Source organism: Arthrobacter rhamnosi, assembly GCF_054510855.1.
The window spans coordinates 422,335-438,936 of sequence record NZ_JBTNDT010000001.1; the positions used below are offsets into that span (position 1 = coordinate 422,335).

The 16,602-nt window shown below is 70.7% G+C and carries 13 protein-coding genes; 2 read left to right on the plus strand and 11 right to left on the minus strand.

Annotation, left to right across the window (positions count from 1 at the left end; translation table 11 throughout):
* Positions 1-9: 9 nt before the first annotated feature.
* Together ACX80I_RS02100 and ACX80I_RS02105 are read right to left on the minus strand one after the other, a co-directional pair.
* Positions 10-1,032 (minus strand): MraY family glycosyltransferase, encoded by a 1,023-nt coding sequence (locus tag ACX80I_RS02100; RefSeq protein WP_459343512.1) that lies wholly within the window; start codon positions 1,030-1,032, stop codon positions 10-12.
* A complete protein-coding gene (locus ACX80I_RS02105; RefSeq protein ID WP_459343513.1) occupies positions 1,029-3,017 on the minus strand; it encodes a polysaccharide biosynthesis protein in 1,989 nt (662 codons plus the stop codon). The genes ACX80I_RS02100 and ACX80I_RS02105 overlap by 4 nt, the downstream gene beginning before the upstream one ends.
* 193 nt (positions 3,018-3,210) lie before the next feature.
* On the opposite strand from ACX80I_RS02105, the gene ACX80I_RS02110 reads away from it, so the two are divergent.
* Together ACX80I_RS02110 and ACX80I_RS02115 are read left to right on the plus strand one after the other, a co-directional pair.
* Positions 3,211-4,188 carry a glycosyltransferase gene (locus ACX80I_RS02110; RefSeq protein WP_459343514.1) on the plus strand — a complete coding sequence of 326 codons (978 nt, stop codon included), beginning with the start codon at positions 3,211-3,213 and terminating at the stop codon, positions 4,186-4,188.
* Positions 4,185-5,177, plus strand: a complete 993-nt coding sequence (locus tag ACX80I_RS02115) for an NAD-dependent epimerase/dehydratase family protein (RefSeq protein ID WP_459343515.1) — start codon at positions 4,185-4,187, stop codon at positions 5,175-5,177. Before ACX80I_RS02110 ends, ACX80I_RS02115 begins: the two co-directional genes overlap by 4 nt.
* 55 nt (positions 5,178-5,232) lie before the next feature.
* Here ACX80I_RS02115 and ACX80I_RS02120 read toward each other — a convergent pair whose 3' ends face one another.
* From ACX80I_RS02120 to lysA, 9 genes are all read right to left on the minus strand, one after another.
* The gene (locus tag ACX80I_RS02120) at positions 5,233-5,937 is read right to left on the minus strand and encodes an L-threonylcarbamoyladenylate synthase (protein WP_459343516.1); all 705 of its coding nucleotides are present in this window, start codon (positions 5,935-5,937) and stop codon (positions 5,233-5,235) included.
* Positions 5,938-5,999: 62 nt separating this feature from the next.
* Positions 6,000-6,968 carry a glycosyltransferase gene (locus tag ACX80I_RS02125; protein WP_459343517.1) on the minus strand — a complete coding sequence of 323 codons (969 nt, stop codon included), beginning with the start codon at positions 6,966-6,968 and terminating at the stop codon, positions 6,000-6,002.
* Positions 6,965-7,831: a peptide chain release factor N(5)-glutamine methyltransferase gene (gene prmC / locus ACX80I_RS02130; protein ID WP_459343518.1), complete on the minus strand. Its 867-nt coding sequence runs from the start codon at positions 7,829-7,831 to the stop codon at positions 6,965-6,967. Before prmC ends, ACX80I_RS02125 begins: the two co-directional genes overlap by 4 nt.
* A gap of 2 nt (positions 7,832-7,833) precedes the next feature.
* Positions 7,834-8,913 carry a peptide chain release factor 1 gene (gene prfA, locus ACX80I_RS02135; RefSeq protein ID WP_459343519.1) on the minus strand — a complete coding sequence of 360 codons (1,080 nt, stop codon included), beginning with the start codon at positions 8,911-8,913 and terminating at the stop codon, positions 7,834-7,836.
* A gap of 248 nt (positions 8,914-9,161) precedes the next feature.
* Positions 9,162-11,315: a transcription termination factor Rho gene (gene rho, locus ACX80I_RS02140; protein WP_459343520.1), complete on the minus strand. Its 2,154-nt coding sequence runs from the start codon at positions 11,313-11,315 to the stop codon at positions 9,162-9,164.
* 334 nt (positions 11,316-11,649) lie between these two features.
* Complete coding sequence (thrB, locus tag ACX80I_RS02145) at positions 11,650-12,639, minus strand: homoserine kinase (protein WP_459343521.1); 990 nt, start codon at positions 12,637-12,639, stop codon at positions 11,650-11,652.
* A 1-nt stretch (position 12,640) separates the two neighbouring features.
* Entirely contained in the window at positions 12,641-13,744 is a 1,104-nt protein-coding gene (thrC, locus tag ACX80I_RS02150) for a threonine synthase (protein WP_459343522.1), read from the minus strand.
* Positions 13,745-15,076, minus strand: coding sequence for a homoserine dehydrogenase (locus ACX80I_RS02155; protein WP_459343523.1), 1,332 nt, complete (start codon positions 15,074-15,076; stop codon positions 13,745-13,747). It lies immediately after the preceding gene.
* Positions 15,073-16,602: a diaminopimelate decarboxylase gene (lysA, locus tag ACX80I_RS02160; RefSeq protein WP_459343524.1), complete on the minus strand. Its 1,530-nt coding sequence runs from the start codon at positions 16,600-16,602 to the stop codon at positions 15,073-15,075. Before lysA ends, ACX80I_RS02155 begins: the two co-directional genes overlap by 4 nt.

Genomic DNA, 16,602 nt, shown 5'->3' on the forward strand with positions numbered 1-16,602 from the left:
CCGGAGCGGTCAGGGCGTGGCAGCCGTGCGCCGACGGGCGAGCGCGCGGAAGATCCGCGGGGAGTAGAGGTAGAGGGCGACGACGGCAGCGGCGAACAGCGAGGCGGAGACCGCCAGTGGCGCCGGTGCGGTGGCGAGCACGAAGCCGGCCGCTCCGGTCAGCGCGGACAGGATGCTGACGAAGAGGGACACCTGGACGTGGCTGAGGCCGGTGTCGGTGAGCCGCTGGTACACGTGCTGCCGGTGGGCCGTGTAGAGGCGCTCACCGCGGCGGGCCCGGCGGACGAACGTGGTGAACGTGTCCGCGAGGTAGATCAGCACGGGCGAGAGCAGGTATTCGAGGTAGACCCCCGCCAGCAGGCCGGTCACGGCGATCGCGGCGACGGACGCCCCCAGGAGGTAGCTGCCGACGTCCCCGAGGAAGACGAATCCCCGGCCGAGGTTCCAGGGCAGGAACCCGGCGAACGCCGCGGCCACCACGAGCCCCGCGACCGTCAGCCACAGCTGGTCGCTCAGCACGCCGGCGTAGGAGTAGAAGAGCCCGACGACGAGGCCGTGCATGCCCGAGATGCCGTTGATGCCGTCCATGAAGTTGGCAGCGTTGATGTAGGTGGCGACGGCGATCGCGCCGATGGGCACCCACCAGTAGCTGCTCTCGTCGATGGTGGTGGCGAGCGCCGCGGTGCCGATGGCGCCGATGAGGAGCTGCGCGGAGGCGCGGACCCGGATCGGCAGACCGCGGAAGTCCTCCATCCACCCGAGCGCAGCCGATGCGCCCACCATGCAGATGATGACCAGGATCAGCGACCGGTCGACGGCGACGAGGCCGGTCGCGAGCGAGAGCACCAGCGCGACGAGGATCGCCACCGCTACCGCCACCCCCATCCCGCGGATCACGACGGTGCTGTGCGAGGAGCGGTGGTTGGGGATGTCGATGACGCCCAGACGCTTCAGCAGGGGCTTGACGACGGTGGGCAGCGCGAGCGACAGCCCCAGCGCGACGGCGGCGACGACCGCCAGGAGCGCCGTCACGAGTATCCTCCGCCCGCCCGCGAGGGCGTCGGGTGCGAGGTCGACGGATGCGAGGTCGACGGGTGCGCCGCCGATGAGCCCTGTCCGTCGTGCCGGACGCCCCCCGGCCCGGGCGGACCCTCGGGGGGAGCCCCTGAGGAGCCGTCGGACGGAGCGATGCTGCGGCGGCCGTCCCCGAACCCGCCCTCGTCCTTCCACTCGGCGAGGCTGAGTTGCTGCGGATCGAGCGGCGCCACCGAGGTGTGCGAGATCTTGGGGTGCAGCGGCCGGGAATCGTTCTCCCCGACGCCGATCAGGTCCTCGTGCATCTTCTCGCCGGGCCGCAGACCCGTGAAGACGATGTCGATGTCCTTTCCGGACATGGCGATCATGCGCTGGGCGACGTCGAGGATCCGGACGGGCTCGCCCATGTCGAGGATGAGCACCTCCCCTCCCCTGCCGATCGCCCCGGCCTGGACCACGAGCTGGCAGGCCTCCGGGATGGTCATGAAGAACCGGGTGACCTCCGGATCGGTGACCGTGATCGGGCCGCCCGTGCGGATCTGCTCGGTGAAGAGGGGAAGCATCGAGCCCCGGCTCCCGATGACGTTCCCGAAGCGGACGGACACGTACTTCTGGCCCGTCCGCTCCGCGTGCCAGGACGTGAGCTTCTCCGCGACGCGCTTGGAATGCCCCAGGACGCTCGTGGGGTCGGCCGCCTTGTCCGTCGAGATGTTGACGAAGTTGGTGACACCGACGGCTGCGGATGCCCGGAGGACGTTGAGGGAGCCCTGGACGTTCGTCTTCCAGGCCTCCTCCGGGTACTGCTCGAGCAGTGATACGTGCTTGAGCGCTGCGGCGTGGAAGACGACCTGCGGCCTGCGGTCCTCGAAGATGTTCAGGAGGGCGTCCGCGTCACGGATGTCGGCCAGCACGGTGTCGCGGCCGGTCAGCAGGCCGCGGCCCGTGAGGGAGATCTGCGTCGACTGGAGCCCGGTCTCGTCGCGGTCCAGCATGATGAGCTCGGCCGGCGCGAAGCCGGACAGCTGGCGGCACAGCTCGGAACCGATCGAGCCGCCGGCGCCGGTCACCAGCACGCGCTTGCCGGTGATGTAGCCGGCCACCTCGTCGGGGTGGATGTCGACGGGGCGCCGGCCGATGAGGTCCTCCACGGCGACCTCCCGGAAGTCTGCGATGCCGGCACCCGCCGCGCCGAGCATGTCGCGCAGGGGCGGCAGGACGAGCACCTTGATGCCGAGTCCCTCCACGAGGTCCGAGACCCGGCGCACCTGGGACGCCTCGACCTCGGCGAAGGCGATGACGAGGATCGAGGCCTGCGTCCGCGTGGCGATCTCCCGCAGGTCGTCGATCCTGCCGAGGACGGGCACGGTGGACAGCCGGAGGTGCTTCTTGGCCGGGTCGTCGTCGATCAGGCCGACGGGGAAGTAGGGGGACTCGGGATCCTGCATCATGCGGACCACGAGGGAGTTGCCGAGGAAACCGGCACCGTAGATCAGCGTGCGCTGCGCGTCCTCCCCCGGCTTGGCCTTGCCCTCCACGTACATGCGCTTGAGGTAGCGCGTCGCCGCGAGGAACATGCACGCGAAGGGGAAGGCGATGATGCCGATGCTTCGCGGGACCTCGATCACGGTGAAGAACGCGACGCTGACCAGCACCAGGATCACCGCGACGAGGACGGCGACGATCACCAGCAGTCTCGCCTCGTGGAAGCTGCCGAAGCTGTATCTCCCCCGGTACAGCGCGAAGCTGAGGCCCACCACCAGCTGGGCGACGACGGCCACCGCGCAGAAGGTCGCGATACCGGCGACGTTGACTTCCTTCACCAGCAGCTCGTAGCGGAGGATCAGTGCGAGGACGATGGCGACGATCCAGGCCGCCGCATCGAGCAGGTACTGCGACCACAGCCAGATCGCCGGCTTGTCCCCGGCGGGAGTTCCGGCAGAGCCTGGTGTCCGGGCGGAAGCCCGGCCTTCGTTGAGTCCCATGATTCCTAACGGTGTCATGCAGGCCGCCACCGCGTTCCCCCGAGGTGCGGCCGCCGGGGGCCCGGCACCGGCAGGGCCGGTCCGGCCGGGGGTGGAACACGGTGTAATAGACTGCTATTACCCGAGAATACTAACTGCACCGCCTGTGCCAGGCCTGTTGCGCACAGCCCTGGCGCGGCCCGGAAGGAACACGTTGCACGTCCCCGACGCCGGCACTCCGCGCGTGTTCATCGTGATCACCACCTTCAACCGGGCCGCACATCTCGCGGAACTCCTCGACTCCATCGCAGCCCTCGACCCGGCACCGTCCGGCGTCGTCGTCGTCGACAACGCAAGCACCGACAGCACCGCGGAGATCCTCGCGGAGGCCGGCCTGCCGGTCCTCGTGCACCGCCCGGCGCAGAACCTCGGAGGCGCGGGCGGCTTCGCCGCCGGCGTGGCACGCGCCCTCGACGAGGGGGCCGACTGGCTGTGGCTGATGGACGACGACGTCGTCGTCCTCCCCGACGCCCTCGCGTCCTTCGGCCCCTGGATGCACCGCTATTCCTGCATCCACGGCCGCCGGTACGACGCCGAGGGACGGCCGTTCTTCTGGCAGCACACCCTCAACGAGTTCCTCGGCGTCCACCTGCCCGTCCGCGGGAACGTCTTCGCGCAGTCACCGGTCTTCCACACGAACGTGGGCTGCTTCGAGGGCATGCTGGTGGCCGCCCCCGTGGTGCGTGAGATCGGGCTGCCCGATGCGCGGTTCTTCCTCAACGGCGACGACCTCACCTACGGCTGGCTCATCGCGCAGCGGTACCCGGTGGCGTATGTCGACGCCTTCGTCCTGCGGAAGACCCGCGCGCAGCGCCAGGTGGACCTCGGGGTGCGGCACCTGAACGATTCGAGCGACCTCTCGCGGTTCTGCGGCATGCGCAATCGCGGCTACCTCGCGCGTTACCTCCAGCTCCATGGCCGCTATCACCGCGCCGGATTCGGCGCCGGGACCGTCCTGACCGCGGCGAAGGAGCTCGTGCGGCTGGTCGCCGTCGAGCGCTCCCTCTCCGGTGCGTCCTCCCTCTGGCGCGGCTGGCGCGCCTCGCGGGTCATCCTGCACGACCCGGACTGGACGCCCGAGCCACCGCTTCCCCTGCCCGGCCCGTCCGGCTCCCTGGGAACCGCGTCATGAGCTGGCTGGTCCTCGGCGGCTCCGGTTTCGTCGGGTCCGCGGTGCTCCGCGCGCTCCGCTCCTCGGGGATCGATGCCACCGCCGCTGCAGCGCCGCGCCTCACCACGACGGCGGACACCGCGGATGCCGTCGGAGAGGCGGCGGCACGCATCGACACCGCGGAGCTGGAGGCAATCCTGCAGGGCCATGCGGTCGTGGTCAACGCAGCCGGTCTCGCCACTCCCTCCGCGGGCGGCGGAGCGGACCTCCTGGGCGCGAACGCCCTGCTGCCCGCCGTCGTCGCCCGTGCCGCGGCGGCCGCGGGAGTCCCGCGCTTCCTCCACCTCAGCAGTGCTGCCGTGCAGGGCAGGACACCGGAGCTCGACGAGACGGACACGGTCCGCCCCTTCTCCGCCTATTCACGCAGCAAGGCCCTCGGCGAGCAGGCACTCGCCCTGGTGGCGGCCGGCCACCCCGGCCTGTCGGTGGTCACCATCCGCGCCACGTCCGTGCAGGGACAGGGCAGGCCGACGACGGCGGCGCTGGCGCGGCTCGCCCGCTCCCCCCTCGCCTCGGTGGCGGCTCCCGGCAGCGCCCCGTCCCCCGTCACGTCCGTCGAGGCCCTCGCCGACCTGGTCCTCGCCGTCGGGCTGCACGAGGGACCCGTACCGCCGAGGGTGCTCCAGCCCTGGGAGGGGCTCACCGTCCGTAGCGTCCTCGAAGCCGCCGGGGGCCGACCGCGGGTGCTGCCGGCAGCGCTCTGCCGGTTCGCGGTCGGGAGCGGATACGCGCTGTCGACCGTGCTGCGCGGACGCCTGGACGGTTCTGTCCGCCGCGTCGAGCTGATGTGGTTCGGGCAGGACCAGGTACCGGGATGGGCTGCGGCTCAGGGCATCGTCCCGGCGGCGCGGGCGCGCGACGTCCTTGCCGGGGCACAGCACGATCGGAACGGACAGGGTCCCCGGGGGTCCCAGGAGGATCCGGGACCACAGGACGCCTCCCGCACCTGAGCCGCGTCAGCGGGCACCTGGCTGGCGCGGTTCCTGGCCGGCGCCGGTTCCTGCGTCAGGGGGCGGGCGGCGCCTGGCCGGCGTCGGTCCCTGCATTCCCACCCTGCCCGTCGATACCGATGACGTCCGGGACCACCTCCCGCAGGCGCTCCAGCGGGAGGGTTCCCTGACGGACGACGCGCAGGACCTCCCCCGTCGCGTCGACGATCGTCGATCCCGCACCCTCGGCGGCCGTCCGCGGTCCGGCGTCGAGATAGACGGCGACGGATTCGGCGAGCTGCGCGGCCGCGTCGGCCGCCGTGGTCGCAGCGGGCTGTCCGGTCCGGTTCGCGGACGACACGGCCAGCGGACCGGTGATCGTGAGCAGCTCGAGCGCGACGTCGTCGTCCGGCATGCGGAGGGCCACGGTCCCCATCGTGTCGCCGAGGTCCCAGGTGAGGGATGGCTGTGCATGGCAGATCAGTGTCAGCCCCCCGGGCCAGAACGCCTCGGCGAGCCTGCGCGCGTCCGGGTGGACGTCCGTCGCGAGTCCGTCCAGCGTCTGGATCCTGGGGATGAGGACGGGCGGGGGCATGTTCCGGCCGCGGCCCTTGGAGGCGAGGAGGGTGGCGACGGCCTGCGGCGAGAAGGCGTCGGCACCGATCCCGTAGACGGTGTCGGTGGGCAGGACGATGCACTGCTTGAGCGACACCGCCCGCTGGGCGGCCGTCAGCCCCTCGCTGCGCTGGACGGGATCGAAGCAGTCGTAGCTGGTGGTCACGAGCCCATCTTTCCACCCGTGCACGGCGCTCCGCACATCGGCGGAGGGCGCTGCGTGCCCGGTCAGGACGACGGCGGCGGACCGAAGCCCGTGCCCCGGAGGCCCGCGGAATAGGCGGCGAACCAGGCGCGCAGTCCCTTGAGGTCACGCTGTGTGAGGAACCAGTAGGGGAAGCCGATGACGTCCGCGCCGAACCACCGGAGGTTGCGGTACTTGCGGGCCAGGTACGCCCGGTTGCGGAAATAGGAGAACCGCTTGAAGTCGCCCTCGGGGATGACCGGCGTGATGAAGCCACCGAAGATCGGCTTCATCTCCGACCAGGTCGCCGGGTGGCGGACGGCCACCGTCGCCAGCGTCCCGTACCTCAGGCCCGCCTTCCGCACGCGTGCCAGGAAGTCCACCTCGTCGCCGCGGATGAAGAACTTCATGTCGGGCAGTCCGATCTTCGCGAACACGTCGGCCCGGACCAGCGCACCGTTGAAGAAATGCACCATGCCGGGCAGGTAGCCCATCGGCTCCAGCTTCGCCCGGTCGTTCGTGAGGAGGCCGTTGATCCGGAAATTGAAGGACAGGCGCGTGGGATCCGAGGTCGCGGCGACGAGGGGACTCACGATGTCGAGGTCGTGCTCGTGCGCCGCGCGGAGCAGTTCGGCGAGGCAGCGCTCGTCCTCCGGGTGGCCGTCGTCGTCCATAAGCCAGATCCAACGGGCGCCGCTCGCGATCGCTGCGAGGATGGCGAAGGCGAAGCCACCGGCACCGCCGAGGTTGGCTTCCGAACGGAGGTAGTGGATGTTCCCCACCGCGGCGTCGACGACGGCGGTCGCGGGCTCCGTGCCTGAGTCGACCAGGGCCACGGTCGCGATCGGTGCGCTCTGCGCCGCCAGGGAACGCAGGAGCTGGGCGAGTTCCCCGTGCCGGTCGTAGGTGACGGCCGCGACCGCGACAGTATCAACAGACATGTCGGCGCCCGTGCCTGCACCGGCCGCTCCTCCGGCGTCCATCCCTCCGTCGTCCATGGCGGCTCCCGTCATCGGCTTTCCTTCCCGGTCGTGTCCAGCGACGCGCTGCCGAGCACGGCGCTCGTCGCGCGGTCCCGGCCGCTGAGGTCCTGATGCGTACGGATCGTGCTCCAGAGACCCGACTGCCGGAGGAAGGCGGCCACCCAGGGCGCCTGCACCTCCGCATGCTCCATCACGAAGTAGCCGCCCGGGCGGAGGAGGCGCGCTGCGGAGGAAGCAGCGGCCCGAGGCAGCTCCATCCCGTCCGCTCCCCCGCCGTAGAGTGCCATCTGCGGATCGTGCTCGGCCACCTCGGGCTCGTTGGGGACGGCGTCCGCGGGGATGTACGGCGGGTTGGAGACGACGATGTCGAACGAGCCGTCGTGCTCGGGGAGGGCCGTCGCGAGGTCGCCGCGGGTCAGGTGCACCCCGAACCGCTCCAGGTTGGGTGCAGCCCAGGCCAGTGCGAGGTCGCTGAGTTCCACGGCGTACACGTCGGCGCCGGGCACCTCGTCGGCGACGGCCGCGGCGATCGCGCCCGACCCGGTGCCCAGGTCCACGATCTTCGGGGCATCGAGGCCCGCCGCACGGTCGATCACGAGCTGCGCGACCGTCTCGGTCTCGGGCCGCGGGACGAAGACCCCGGGGCCGACCGCCAGGTCGATGCGCCGGAAATGCGCCGTACCGGTGAGGTGCTGCAGCGGAACGCGCCGGGCGCGCTCGTCGACGAGCGCCTCGAAACCGTCGGGTACCTCGGCACCGGTCAGGGCAAGGGCACGGAGCCTACCGCGGGAGACACCCAGCAGGTGGGCGGCCAGGAGTTCCGCATCGACACGGGGACTGGGAACACCCGCCTCCCGGAGCTGCCGCTCGGCCGCCCGCAGGGCCTCCTCCACGCCTACTCTTCCGAGCCGATGGCGTCCAGGCGGGCCTGCTCGTCCATCTCGATCGCGGACTGCACCACGGGCTCGAGTTCGCCGTTCATGACCGCGTCGAGGTTGTAGGCCTTGTAGCCGGTCCGGTGGTCCGCGATCCGGTTCTCGGGGTAGTTGTAGGTACGGATGCGCTCCGAGCGGTCCATGGTGCGGATCTGCGACTTCCGGATGTCGGAGTTCGCGGCGTCGATCTTCTCCTGCTCGTGCGCCAGGATGCGGGACCGGAGGACGCGCATGGCGGCTTCACGGTTCTGCAGCTGCGACTTCTCGTTCTGCATCGCGACGACGATCCCGGTGGGAAGGTGGGTGATGCGCACGGCGGAGTCGGTCGTGTTCACCGACTGCCCGCCGGGGCCGGAGGACCGGTAGACGTCGATCTTCAGGTCGTTCTGGCTGATCTCGACCTCCTCCGGCTCGTCGACCTCGGGCAGGACGAGGACGCCGGCGGCCGAGGTGTGGATACGGCCCTGCGACTCGGTGACGGGCACGCGCTGCACGCGGTGCACGCCGCCCTCGAACTTGAGCCGCGCGTAGACGCCCTCGGCGGGGTCGTTCGAGGACCCCTTGATGGCCATCTGGACGTCCTTGTAGCCGCCCAGGTCGGACTCGTTGGCCGAGATGAGCTCGGTCTTCCAGCCACGCGACTCGGCGTAGCGCGCGTACATGCGGAGCAGGTCGCCGGCGAACAGCGCGGCCTCGTCGCCACCCTCGCCGCCCTTGACCTCGATGATGACGTTGCGGCCGTCGTTGGGATCCCTCGGGATCAGGAGGCGGCGCAGGCGCTCCTGTGCGGTGGCGAGCTGCTCCTCGAGCACGGGCACCTCGGCGGCGAACTCGGGGTCCTCGGACGCCATCTCGCGGGCCGCCTCGAGGTCGTCATTCAGCGTGCTCCAGCGGTTGTGGGCATCGACGATGCGGCCGAGCTCCGCGTACCTGCGGCCGAGCTTCCGGGCCAGCGCCTGGTCGGCGTGCACCGCGGGGTCGGCGAGCTGGTCCTGCAGCTCGGAGTGTTCGTCGAGCAGTCCCTGGATGGACTCAAACATCGGGTGTACCTCTTTCGGCTGTTACAGCCAGTCTACGAAGGACGGGATGGCAGACATGACCGGATTTCCTCGCGGAAGCCGGTCATCCGTGTCATCCCGGCTGTTTCATCTCGCCGCCGGATGCCCCGGCCGGGTCTTAACCAGAAAACCGCCCTGGAACGCGGCCACCGGGCCCGGCCCTCCCGCAGGCTCTGCGCCTGCGGGAGGTCCGTGCTTCGGGGCCGCGTTCCGGGCGGTTCCGGGAGGAACTAGTCGGAGTCCTTGGAGCCCAGGGTGGTCTTCTGGACCTGCATCAGGAACTCGACATTGGACTGCGTCTCCCGGATCTTGTTGGTGAGCAGCTCGAGCGCCTGCTGGGTCTCCAGACCCGACAGCACGCGGCGCAGCTTCCACATGATCTTGACCTCGTCAGGCGAGAGCAGGTTCTCCTCGCGGCGCGTGCCCGAGGCATTGACGTCGACGGCGGGGAAGATGCGCTTGTCGGCGAGGTTGCGCGAGAGGCGGAGCTCCATGTTGCCGGTGCCCTTGAACTCCTCGAAGATGACCTCGTCCATCTTGGACCCGGTCTCCACCAGCGCGGTGGCGAGGATGGTGAGCGAGCCACCGTTCTCGATGTTGCGCGCAGCACCGAAGAAGCGCTTCGGCGGGTAGAGGGCAGCCGAGTCGACACCACCGGAGAGGATGCGGCCCGACGCCGGAGCGGCGAGGTTGTACGCACGGCCGAGGCGCGTCATCGAATCGAGCAGCACGACGACGTCCATGCCCATCTCCACGAGGCGCTTGGCACGCTCGATGGAGAGTTCCGCGACCGTGGTGTGGTCGTCGGCCGGACGGTCGAAGGTCGAGGCGATGACCTCACCCTTGACGGTCCGCTGCATGTCGGTGACTTCCTCGGGACGCTCGTCCACCAGGACCATCATGAGGTGGACCTCAGGATTGTTGATCGTGATGGCGTTAGCGATCGACTGGAGGATGAGCGTCTTGCCGGCCTTCGGCGGCGAGACGATCAGGCCGCGCTGGCCCTTGCCGATCGGGGCCACGAGGTCGATCACGCGGGGACCGATCTTCTTGGGGTCCGTCTCGAGGCGCAGGCGGTCCGAGGGGTAGAGGGGCACGAGCTTCGCGAACTCGACGCGGTCCTTCAGGTCCTCGGCAGGCTTGCCGTTCACCGAGGTGACGCGGACGAGCGCATTGAACTTCTGGCGTGCGCTGGCCTGGGTCTCGCCCTCACGGGGTGCCCGGATGGCGCCGACGACGGCGTCGCCCTTGCGCAGGTTGTGCTTCTTGACCTGGGCGAGCGACACGTAGACGTCGTTGGGGCCCGGCAGGTAGCCGGAGGTGCGCACGAAGGCGTAGTTCTCGAGGACGTCGAGGATGCCCGCCACGGGCAGCAGGACGTCGTCCTCGGTGACCTCGACGTCGTCGACCTCGGGGTTCTGGTTGCGGCCGCGGCGGCGGTCGTTGCGCTCGTTGCGGTCCCGGAACCGGCTGTTGCGGTCCTCGGTGGGGGCGGAGCCGTTGCGGTTCGCGCGATTGCGGCGGTTGCGGCCGCGGCCCTCGTCGTCGTTCGCGCCGTTTCCGCGGTTGTCGCTGCGCTCGCTGCCGTTGCGCCCACCGTCGTTCTGGCTCTCGCCGTTCGCGGTGCCGCTCGAGCGGTCCTCGTCGCGTCCGTTGCGTGAGCGGCTGCGGCGGTCGTTGCGGTCGCCGCGGCTTTCGCCCTGGTCGGCCGGGGCCTCGCCCTGGGCGTCGCCCTGCTGCCCGTTCTGGGCATCATTTTGGGACTCGTTCTGCTGGCCGTTTTGCTGGCCGTTCTGGCCGGGCTGCGCGTCCGAACGGTCCTCGCCGCGGCGGCTGCGGCGGTTGCGCTGGTTGCGGCCACCGTTCTCGCGGTCATTGTCACGGTCGCCGCGGTCCTGCTGCTCGCCGTCGGTGGACGTCGCAGCGGCATCGCGCGAAGGGGCGGCGTCGCGCACGGGGGCTTCTGCCGGCTCGGCGTCGGGGGCAGGTGCGGTCACGACACCGTCACTGCCGGCCCGGCGGTTGCGGTTCCGGGTGCGCGGCTGGCGCTCGGCCGGAGCGGACTGCTCCTCGGAGGCGCGGTCACCGGCGGCCTCGGCCGGGGCCCCGGCTGCGGGACGCTCTGCGTCGGCGCTGCGCTCGGTGCGGACCGCGGCGACCTTGGGGCGGTCGGCGACGGCGGAACCGCGCTGGTGGTCGGAGATCGCGGACACGAGGTCGCTCTTGCGCATCCTCGATCCGCCGGTGATCCCGAGCTGGCCGGCCAGGGCCTGGAGCTGTGCGAGCTTCAGGCCCGCAAGGCCGCTGCTCTTGGAAGTTGTTGCGCCGGTTGCTTCAGCGTCTTGGGTGGCCACACCTGGTAACAGGTCAGTGGTGTCAGTCACGAAGGATCCTTCCCCCTCGTCGGGCGGCCACCTGATCGGTGGTCCGCGGTGGTTTGCCCCGTGCCGCAGGTCAAAGCAGGCGGGGTTCAGCCGAGCCGGAGACGATCCGGCAGGCCGGGGTGTGCTGGAAGCCTGAGGATGTCGATGGGCGAAAGGAGAAGTCCGCACGCACAAAGATAAGGTCGGAGGCTACACCGGAGGCTGTGCTACTGCTGATGGAACCTGCAGTGTCGCGGCGGTCTGAAGAAGAGGACGGCCGGCTCAACAGAAGCACACGATGCCTGTTGGAGACTTTCACGTTTCAACAGACGCGGTAATTCCGCCTGGGCGGTTACTACCCTTGGTGCACTCCCACTTTAGCACCTTCCCGCTCCACTGCCAGCCGGAGGACCCGCCACATCCCCGGCGTGTCGCCCTGCCCGACCAGCGCGCGCACGGCTTCCTCCGCCGCACGGGCCCCGGCCTCGCCCACGGCGAGGGTCAGGACGCTCGGCCCTGCCCCGGAGATGGTGCTGGCGAAACCGGCGGCCCGCAGTCCGCGCAGGAGGGTGGCGCTCGGCAGCATGGCCGGCGCGCGGTAGTCCTGGTGCAGCGAGTCCTGCGTGGCGAAGAACAGCAGTGACGGATCGGCACCGAGCGCGTGCACGAGCAGGGCTGCGCGCCCGGCATTCGCCGCGGCGCTCCGGTGGGAGACCGACGGCGGCAGGAGCGCCCGGGCGCTCTCCGTGGACAGCGCCAGATCCGGTACTGCGAGCACGGGGATGATGTCGGGGTGCACCTCGACACGCGTGCTGTGGTAGGCCCTGCCGCTCTCCCACGAGATCGCCAGGGCTCCCATCAGGGCAGGCGCGACGTTGTCCGGGTGGCCCTCGATCGTGGCTGCCCACTGCAGGAGGTGCTCGGCGTCGAGCCGTTCGCCGACGGGGAGCAGGGCGTTGCCGGCGAGGACTCCGGCGACGATCGCGGACGCCGAGGAGCCCATCCCCCTGCCGTGCGGGATGACGTTCGTGGTGTCGAGTTCGAGCCCGGGCGCACGGCGCCCCGCGCGGTGCAGGGTGCTGATGAGCGAGCTCGCGACGAGGTGGGTCTCGTCGGTTGGCAGAGCTTCGGCGCCCTCCCCGGTGGCGCGCACCGTCGTGGATCCCGACGTCGTCGTGCGGACACGCACGGTGTCGTGCAGGGTCAGCGCGAGGCCCAGGGTGTCGAAGCCCGGCCCGAGGTTCGCGCTCGTGGCCGGTACCCGGACCACGATGTCCTGGCCGGCGTCGACCGTCGGGAGGTCGAGCACGTTCGACGACGCGGGTGCCGCGTGCAGCCCGGCCATGTCAGTCTTCGAGCCCGAGCGCCGCAGCGACGCTCACGACGTCGAACTCCACCTTGGTGGGTTCCACATCCGAACCGTCCGCCGTGCGCAGCGCCCACTGCGGGTCCTTGAGGCCATGGCCCGTGACGGTGATGACGATCGTCTTGCCCGTCGGGACAAGTCCTTCCGCGTGCTTCTTGAGCAGCCCGGCGACACCGGCGGCGGACGCGGGCTCCACGAAGACGCCCTCCCGCGAGGACAGCCAGCGGTGCGCGGCGAGGATCTCGTCGTCCGTCACGGCCTCGATGAGGCCGCCGGACTCGTCCCGCGCCGCGACCGCGAAGTCCCAGGACGCCGGGTTGCCGATCCGGATGGCGGTGGCGATGGTGTCCGGCTCGGTGATCGGGTGGCCCTTGACGAGCGGCGATGCACCCTCCGCCTGGAATCCCCACATGATCGGCGTGCGGGTCGCGACGGCGGGAAGCTCTCCGGAGTGCATCGAGGCGTAGGGCGCCGCGTACTCCTTGTAGCCCTTCCAGTACGCGCTGATGTTGCCGGCGTTCCCGACGGGCATGAGGTGGTAGTCCGGCGCGTCGCCGAGCGTGTCGACGACCTCGAACGCCGCCGTCTTCTGGCCTTCGAGCCGTGCGGGGTTCACCGAGTTCACGAGGAACACGGGGTAGGCCTCCGCGAGCTTCCGGGCCACGTCGAGGCAGTTGTCGAAGTTGCCGTTGACCTGCAGGAGCTGGGCTCCGTGGGCGATCGCCTGGCTGAGCTTGCCCATGGAGATCTTGCCGTCCGGCACGAGGACGGCGCAGGTGATGCCGGCCTGCGTGGCGTACGCGGCGGCGGAGGCGGAGGTGTTGCCCGTCGACGCGCAGACCACGGCCTTCGCCCCGGCGGCGACGGCGGCCGTCATGGCCATGGTCATCCCGCGGTCCTTGAAGGAGCCCGTGGGGTTCATGCCCTCGACCTTCAGGTAGACGGCGGAGCCCGTCAGCTCGGACAGGTGCCGGGCGTGCACGAGCGGCGTTCCGCCCTCGCCGAGGGTGATGACCTCGGTGGCGTCCGTGACTGGCAGGCGTTCGGCGTATTCGCGGATGACTCCGCGCCACTGGTGGGCCACTTAGATTCCCTCTACTCGAAGAACGGATGAGACGGCGGTGATGACATCGAGCGCTGCGACCTGCTTGACGGTCGCGGCGAGGGACGCCTCGGGTGCGCGGTGCGTGACGATGCGCAGCTCGGCGGTCGTCCCGCCGTCGGGGCCGCCCTGGTGGATGCGCTGGCGCATGGTCTCGATCGACACGCCGTTCTCGGCGAAGATCTGCGCGATGCGCGCCAGGACGCCGGGCTGGTCCGCGACCTCCAGGCCGATGCAGTAGCTCGTCCGCACGGTGTCGATGCTCAGCGCCGGGACGTGACCGGTGGTGGTCTCCGTGCGTCCCGGGCCGCCCAGCACCATGCGGCGCGCGGCGCTGACGACGTCCCCGAGCACGGCCGACGCGGTCGGGGTGCCGCCTGCACCCTGACCGTAGAACATGAGCTCGCCGGCATTCTCCGCCTCGATGAACACGGCGTTGAAGGCGCCGCGGACCGCGGCCAGCGGGTGGGACCTCGGCAGCAGGGTCGGGTGGACGCGCACGCCGGCGCCCGCGGATCCGGCGTCGTCGGTCAGCAGCTCGGCGATAGCCAGGAGCTTGATGACGTAGCCGTCCTCGGCGGCGGCCGCGATGTCGTCGGCCGTGACGGCCGTGATGCCCTCGCAGAAGACGTTCTCGAGGCCGAAGCGCGTGTGGAAGGACAGCGAGGCGAGGATGGCCGCCTTCGCGGCCGCGTCGTGGCCCTCGACGTCGGCGGTGGGGTCCGCCTCCGCGTAGCCGAGGTCCTGGGCCGCCTTGAGGGCGTCGGCGAAGGAGGCACCCGTGGTGTCCATCTGGTCGAGGATGTAGTTCGTGGTGCCGTTGACGATCCCGAGGACGCGCGTGATGCGGTCGCCGGAGAGGCTGTCCTGGATGGGCCGCAGGATCGGGACGGCGCCGGCGACGGCGGCCTCGTAGGACAGCTGGACCCCCGCGGCGTCCGCCTTCTCGTAGAGTTCCGGTCCGTCCTGGGCCAGGAGTGCCTTGTTGCCGCTGACGACGGTCGCTCCGTGCTCGATCGCGCGGAGGATCAGGGACTTGGCAGGCTCGATGCCGCCCATCAGTTCGATCACGATGTCCGCGTCCTCGACGAGCGCCTCGGCGTCGAGTGTGAGGAGGCCTGCGGGGAGCTCGACGTCGCGCCGGGCGTCGAGCGTGCGGACCGCGATCCCGATGAGTTCGAGCGGAGCGCCGACACGGCGGCCGAGGTTCTCCGCGTCCTCGAGGAGGATGCGGGCTACCTGCGAGCCGACGTTGCCGCAGCCGAGCAGGGCTACGCGCAGGGGCTGTGCGGGGGGCGTTGCTGGTGAGTTCATGCGGTCCGTGGTGCTCCTGAATCCGTGGCTGGCAATGCGGGTTCGCGCTGGACGTCCCTGCGGAACAGGTCCTCCTCGGTCTCACCGCGCACGATGAGCCGGGCAGCACCGTCGGCCACCGCCACGACGGGCGGGCGCGTCAGGTAGTTGTAGTTGCTCGACAGTACCCAGCAGTAGGCTCCAGTGCCCGGAACGGCGAGGAGGTCGCCGGCTCCGGTGTCCTCCGGAAGGTAGACGTCCCTCACCACAATGTCACCGCTCTCGCAGTGTTTTCCAACCACACGGGAGAGCACGGGGCTCGCCTCCGGCGTCCTCGAGGCCAGAACGGCCGAGTAATCCGCGCCGTAGAGCACCGGACGGGCGTTGTCGCTCATGCCCCCGTCCACCGACACATAGCGTCGCGGATGCGTAACGGAGGTGTCCTCCACCACCTCGGACCCGTTCGCGGCCGCGTCGACGCGCACCGTCTTCGTGGTGCCCGCGGTGTAGAGGGTGAAGGTCGTCGGGCCCACGATGGCGCGGCCCGGTTCGATCGAGATCCGGGGCACGCGCAGTCCCAGCTCATGGCAGGTCGCACCGACGACGGCGGCCATGGCGCGCGCGATCTCCGCGGCGGGGCGCGGCTCGTCGGCCTCGGTGTAGGCGATGCCGTAGCCGCCGCCGAGGTCGAGTTCCGCGAGTTCGACCCCGTGGCGGTCGCGGACGCCGGCCAGGAATCCCAGCAGCCGCTTCGCCGCGAGTTCGAAGCCCTCGGGCTCGAAGATCTGCGACCCGATGTGGCAGTGCACGCCGAGGAGGTTGATGCCGGGGTGGGCCAGGGCATCCGCGACGGCGCGCGCGGCGGGCGAGGAGGCGTCGCCGTCGTCCCCGTCCGCCTGCCCCGGACCCTGCTCGGTGGTCAGGGAGAGCCCGAACTTCTGGTCCTCGTGGGCCGTCGCGATGAACTCGTGCGTGTGTGCGTGGACCCCCGGCGTGAGGCGGAGCATGACGTTGGCCCGGCGGCCCCGCTGCAGGGCCAGGTCCCCGACGAGGCCGACCTCCTGGAGGCTGTCGACGACGATCCGTCCGAGGTCCGCGTCGATGGCGCGCGTGATCTCCGCTGCCGACTTGTTGTTCCCGTGGAGTCCGAGCCGTGAGCCAGGCAGGCCGGCACGGAGGGCCACGGCGAGCTCGCCGCCGGAGCACGTGTCCAGCCCGAGCCCTTCCTCACGGACCCAGTGCGCCACCTCCGTGCAGAGGAACGACTTGCCCGCGTAGAACACGTCCACTCCCCCGCACAGGTCGCGGAAGGCGTCGTCGAACGCGTCGCGGAACGTGGCGGCACGGGTGCGGAAGTCGCGCTCGGACACGACGAACAGGGGCGTGCCGTACTGCCGGGCGAGCTCGGTCACGGGGATCCCGTCGACCTGCAGCACGCCGTCCGGTCCGCGGTCCACGTCCTCGGCCCACAGCTTCGCGTCCAGCCGGGCCGCGTCGACGGGAACGGACAGCCACTCCGGGGCGAGCGGGGATGCTTCGGCGGCCAC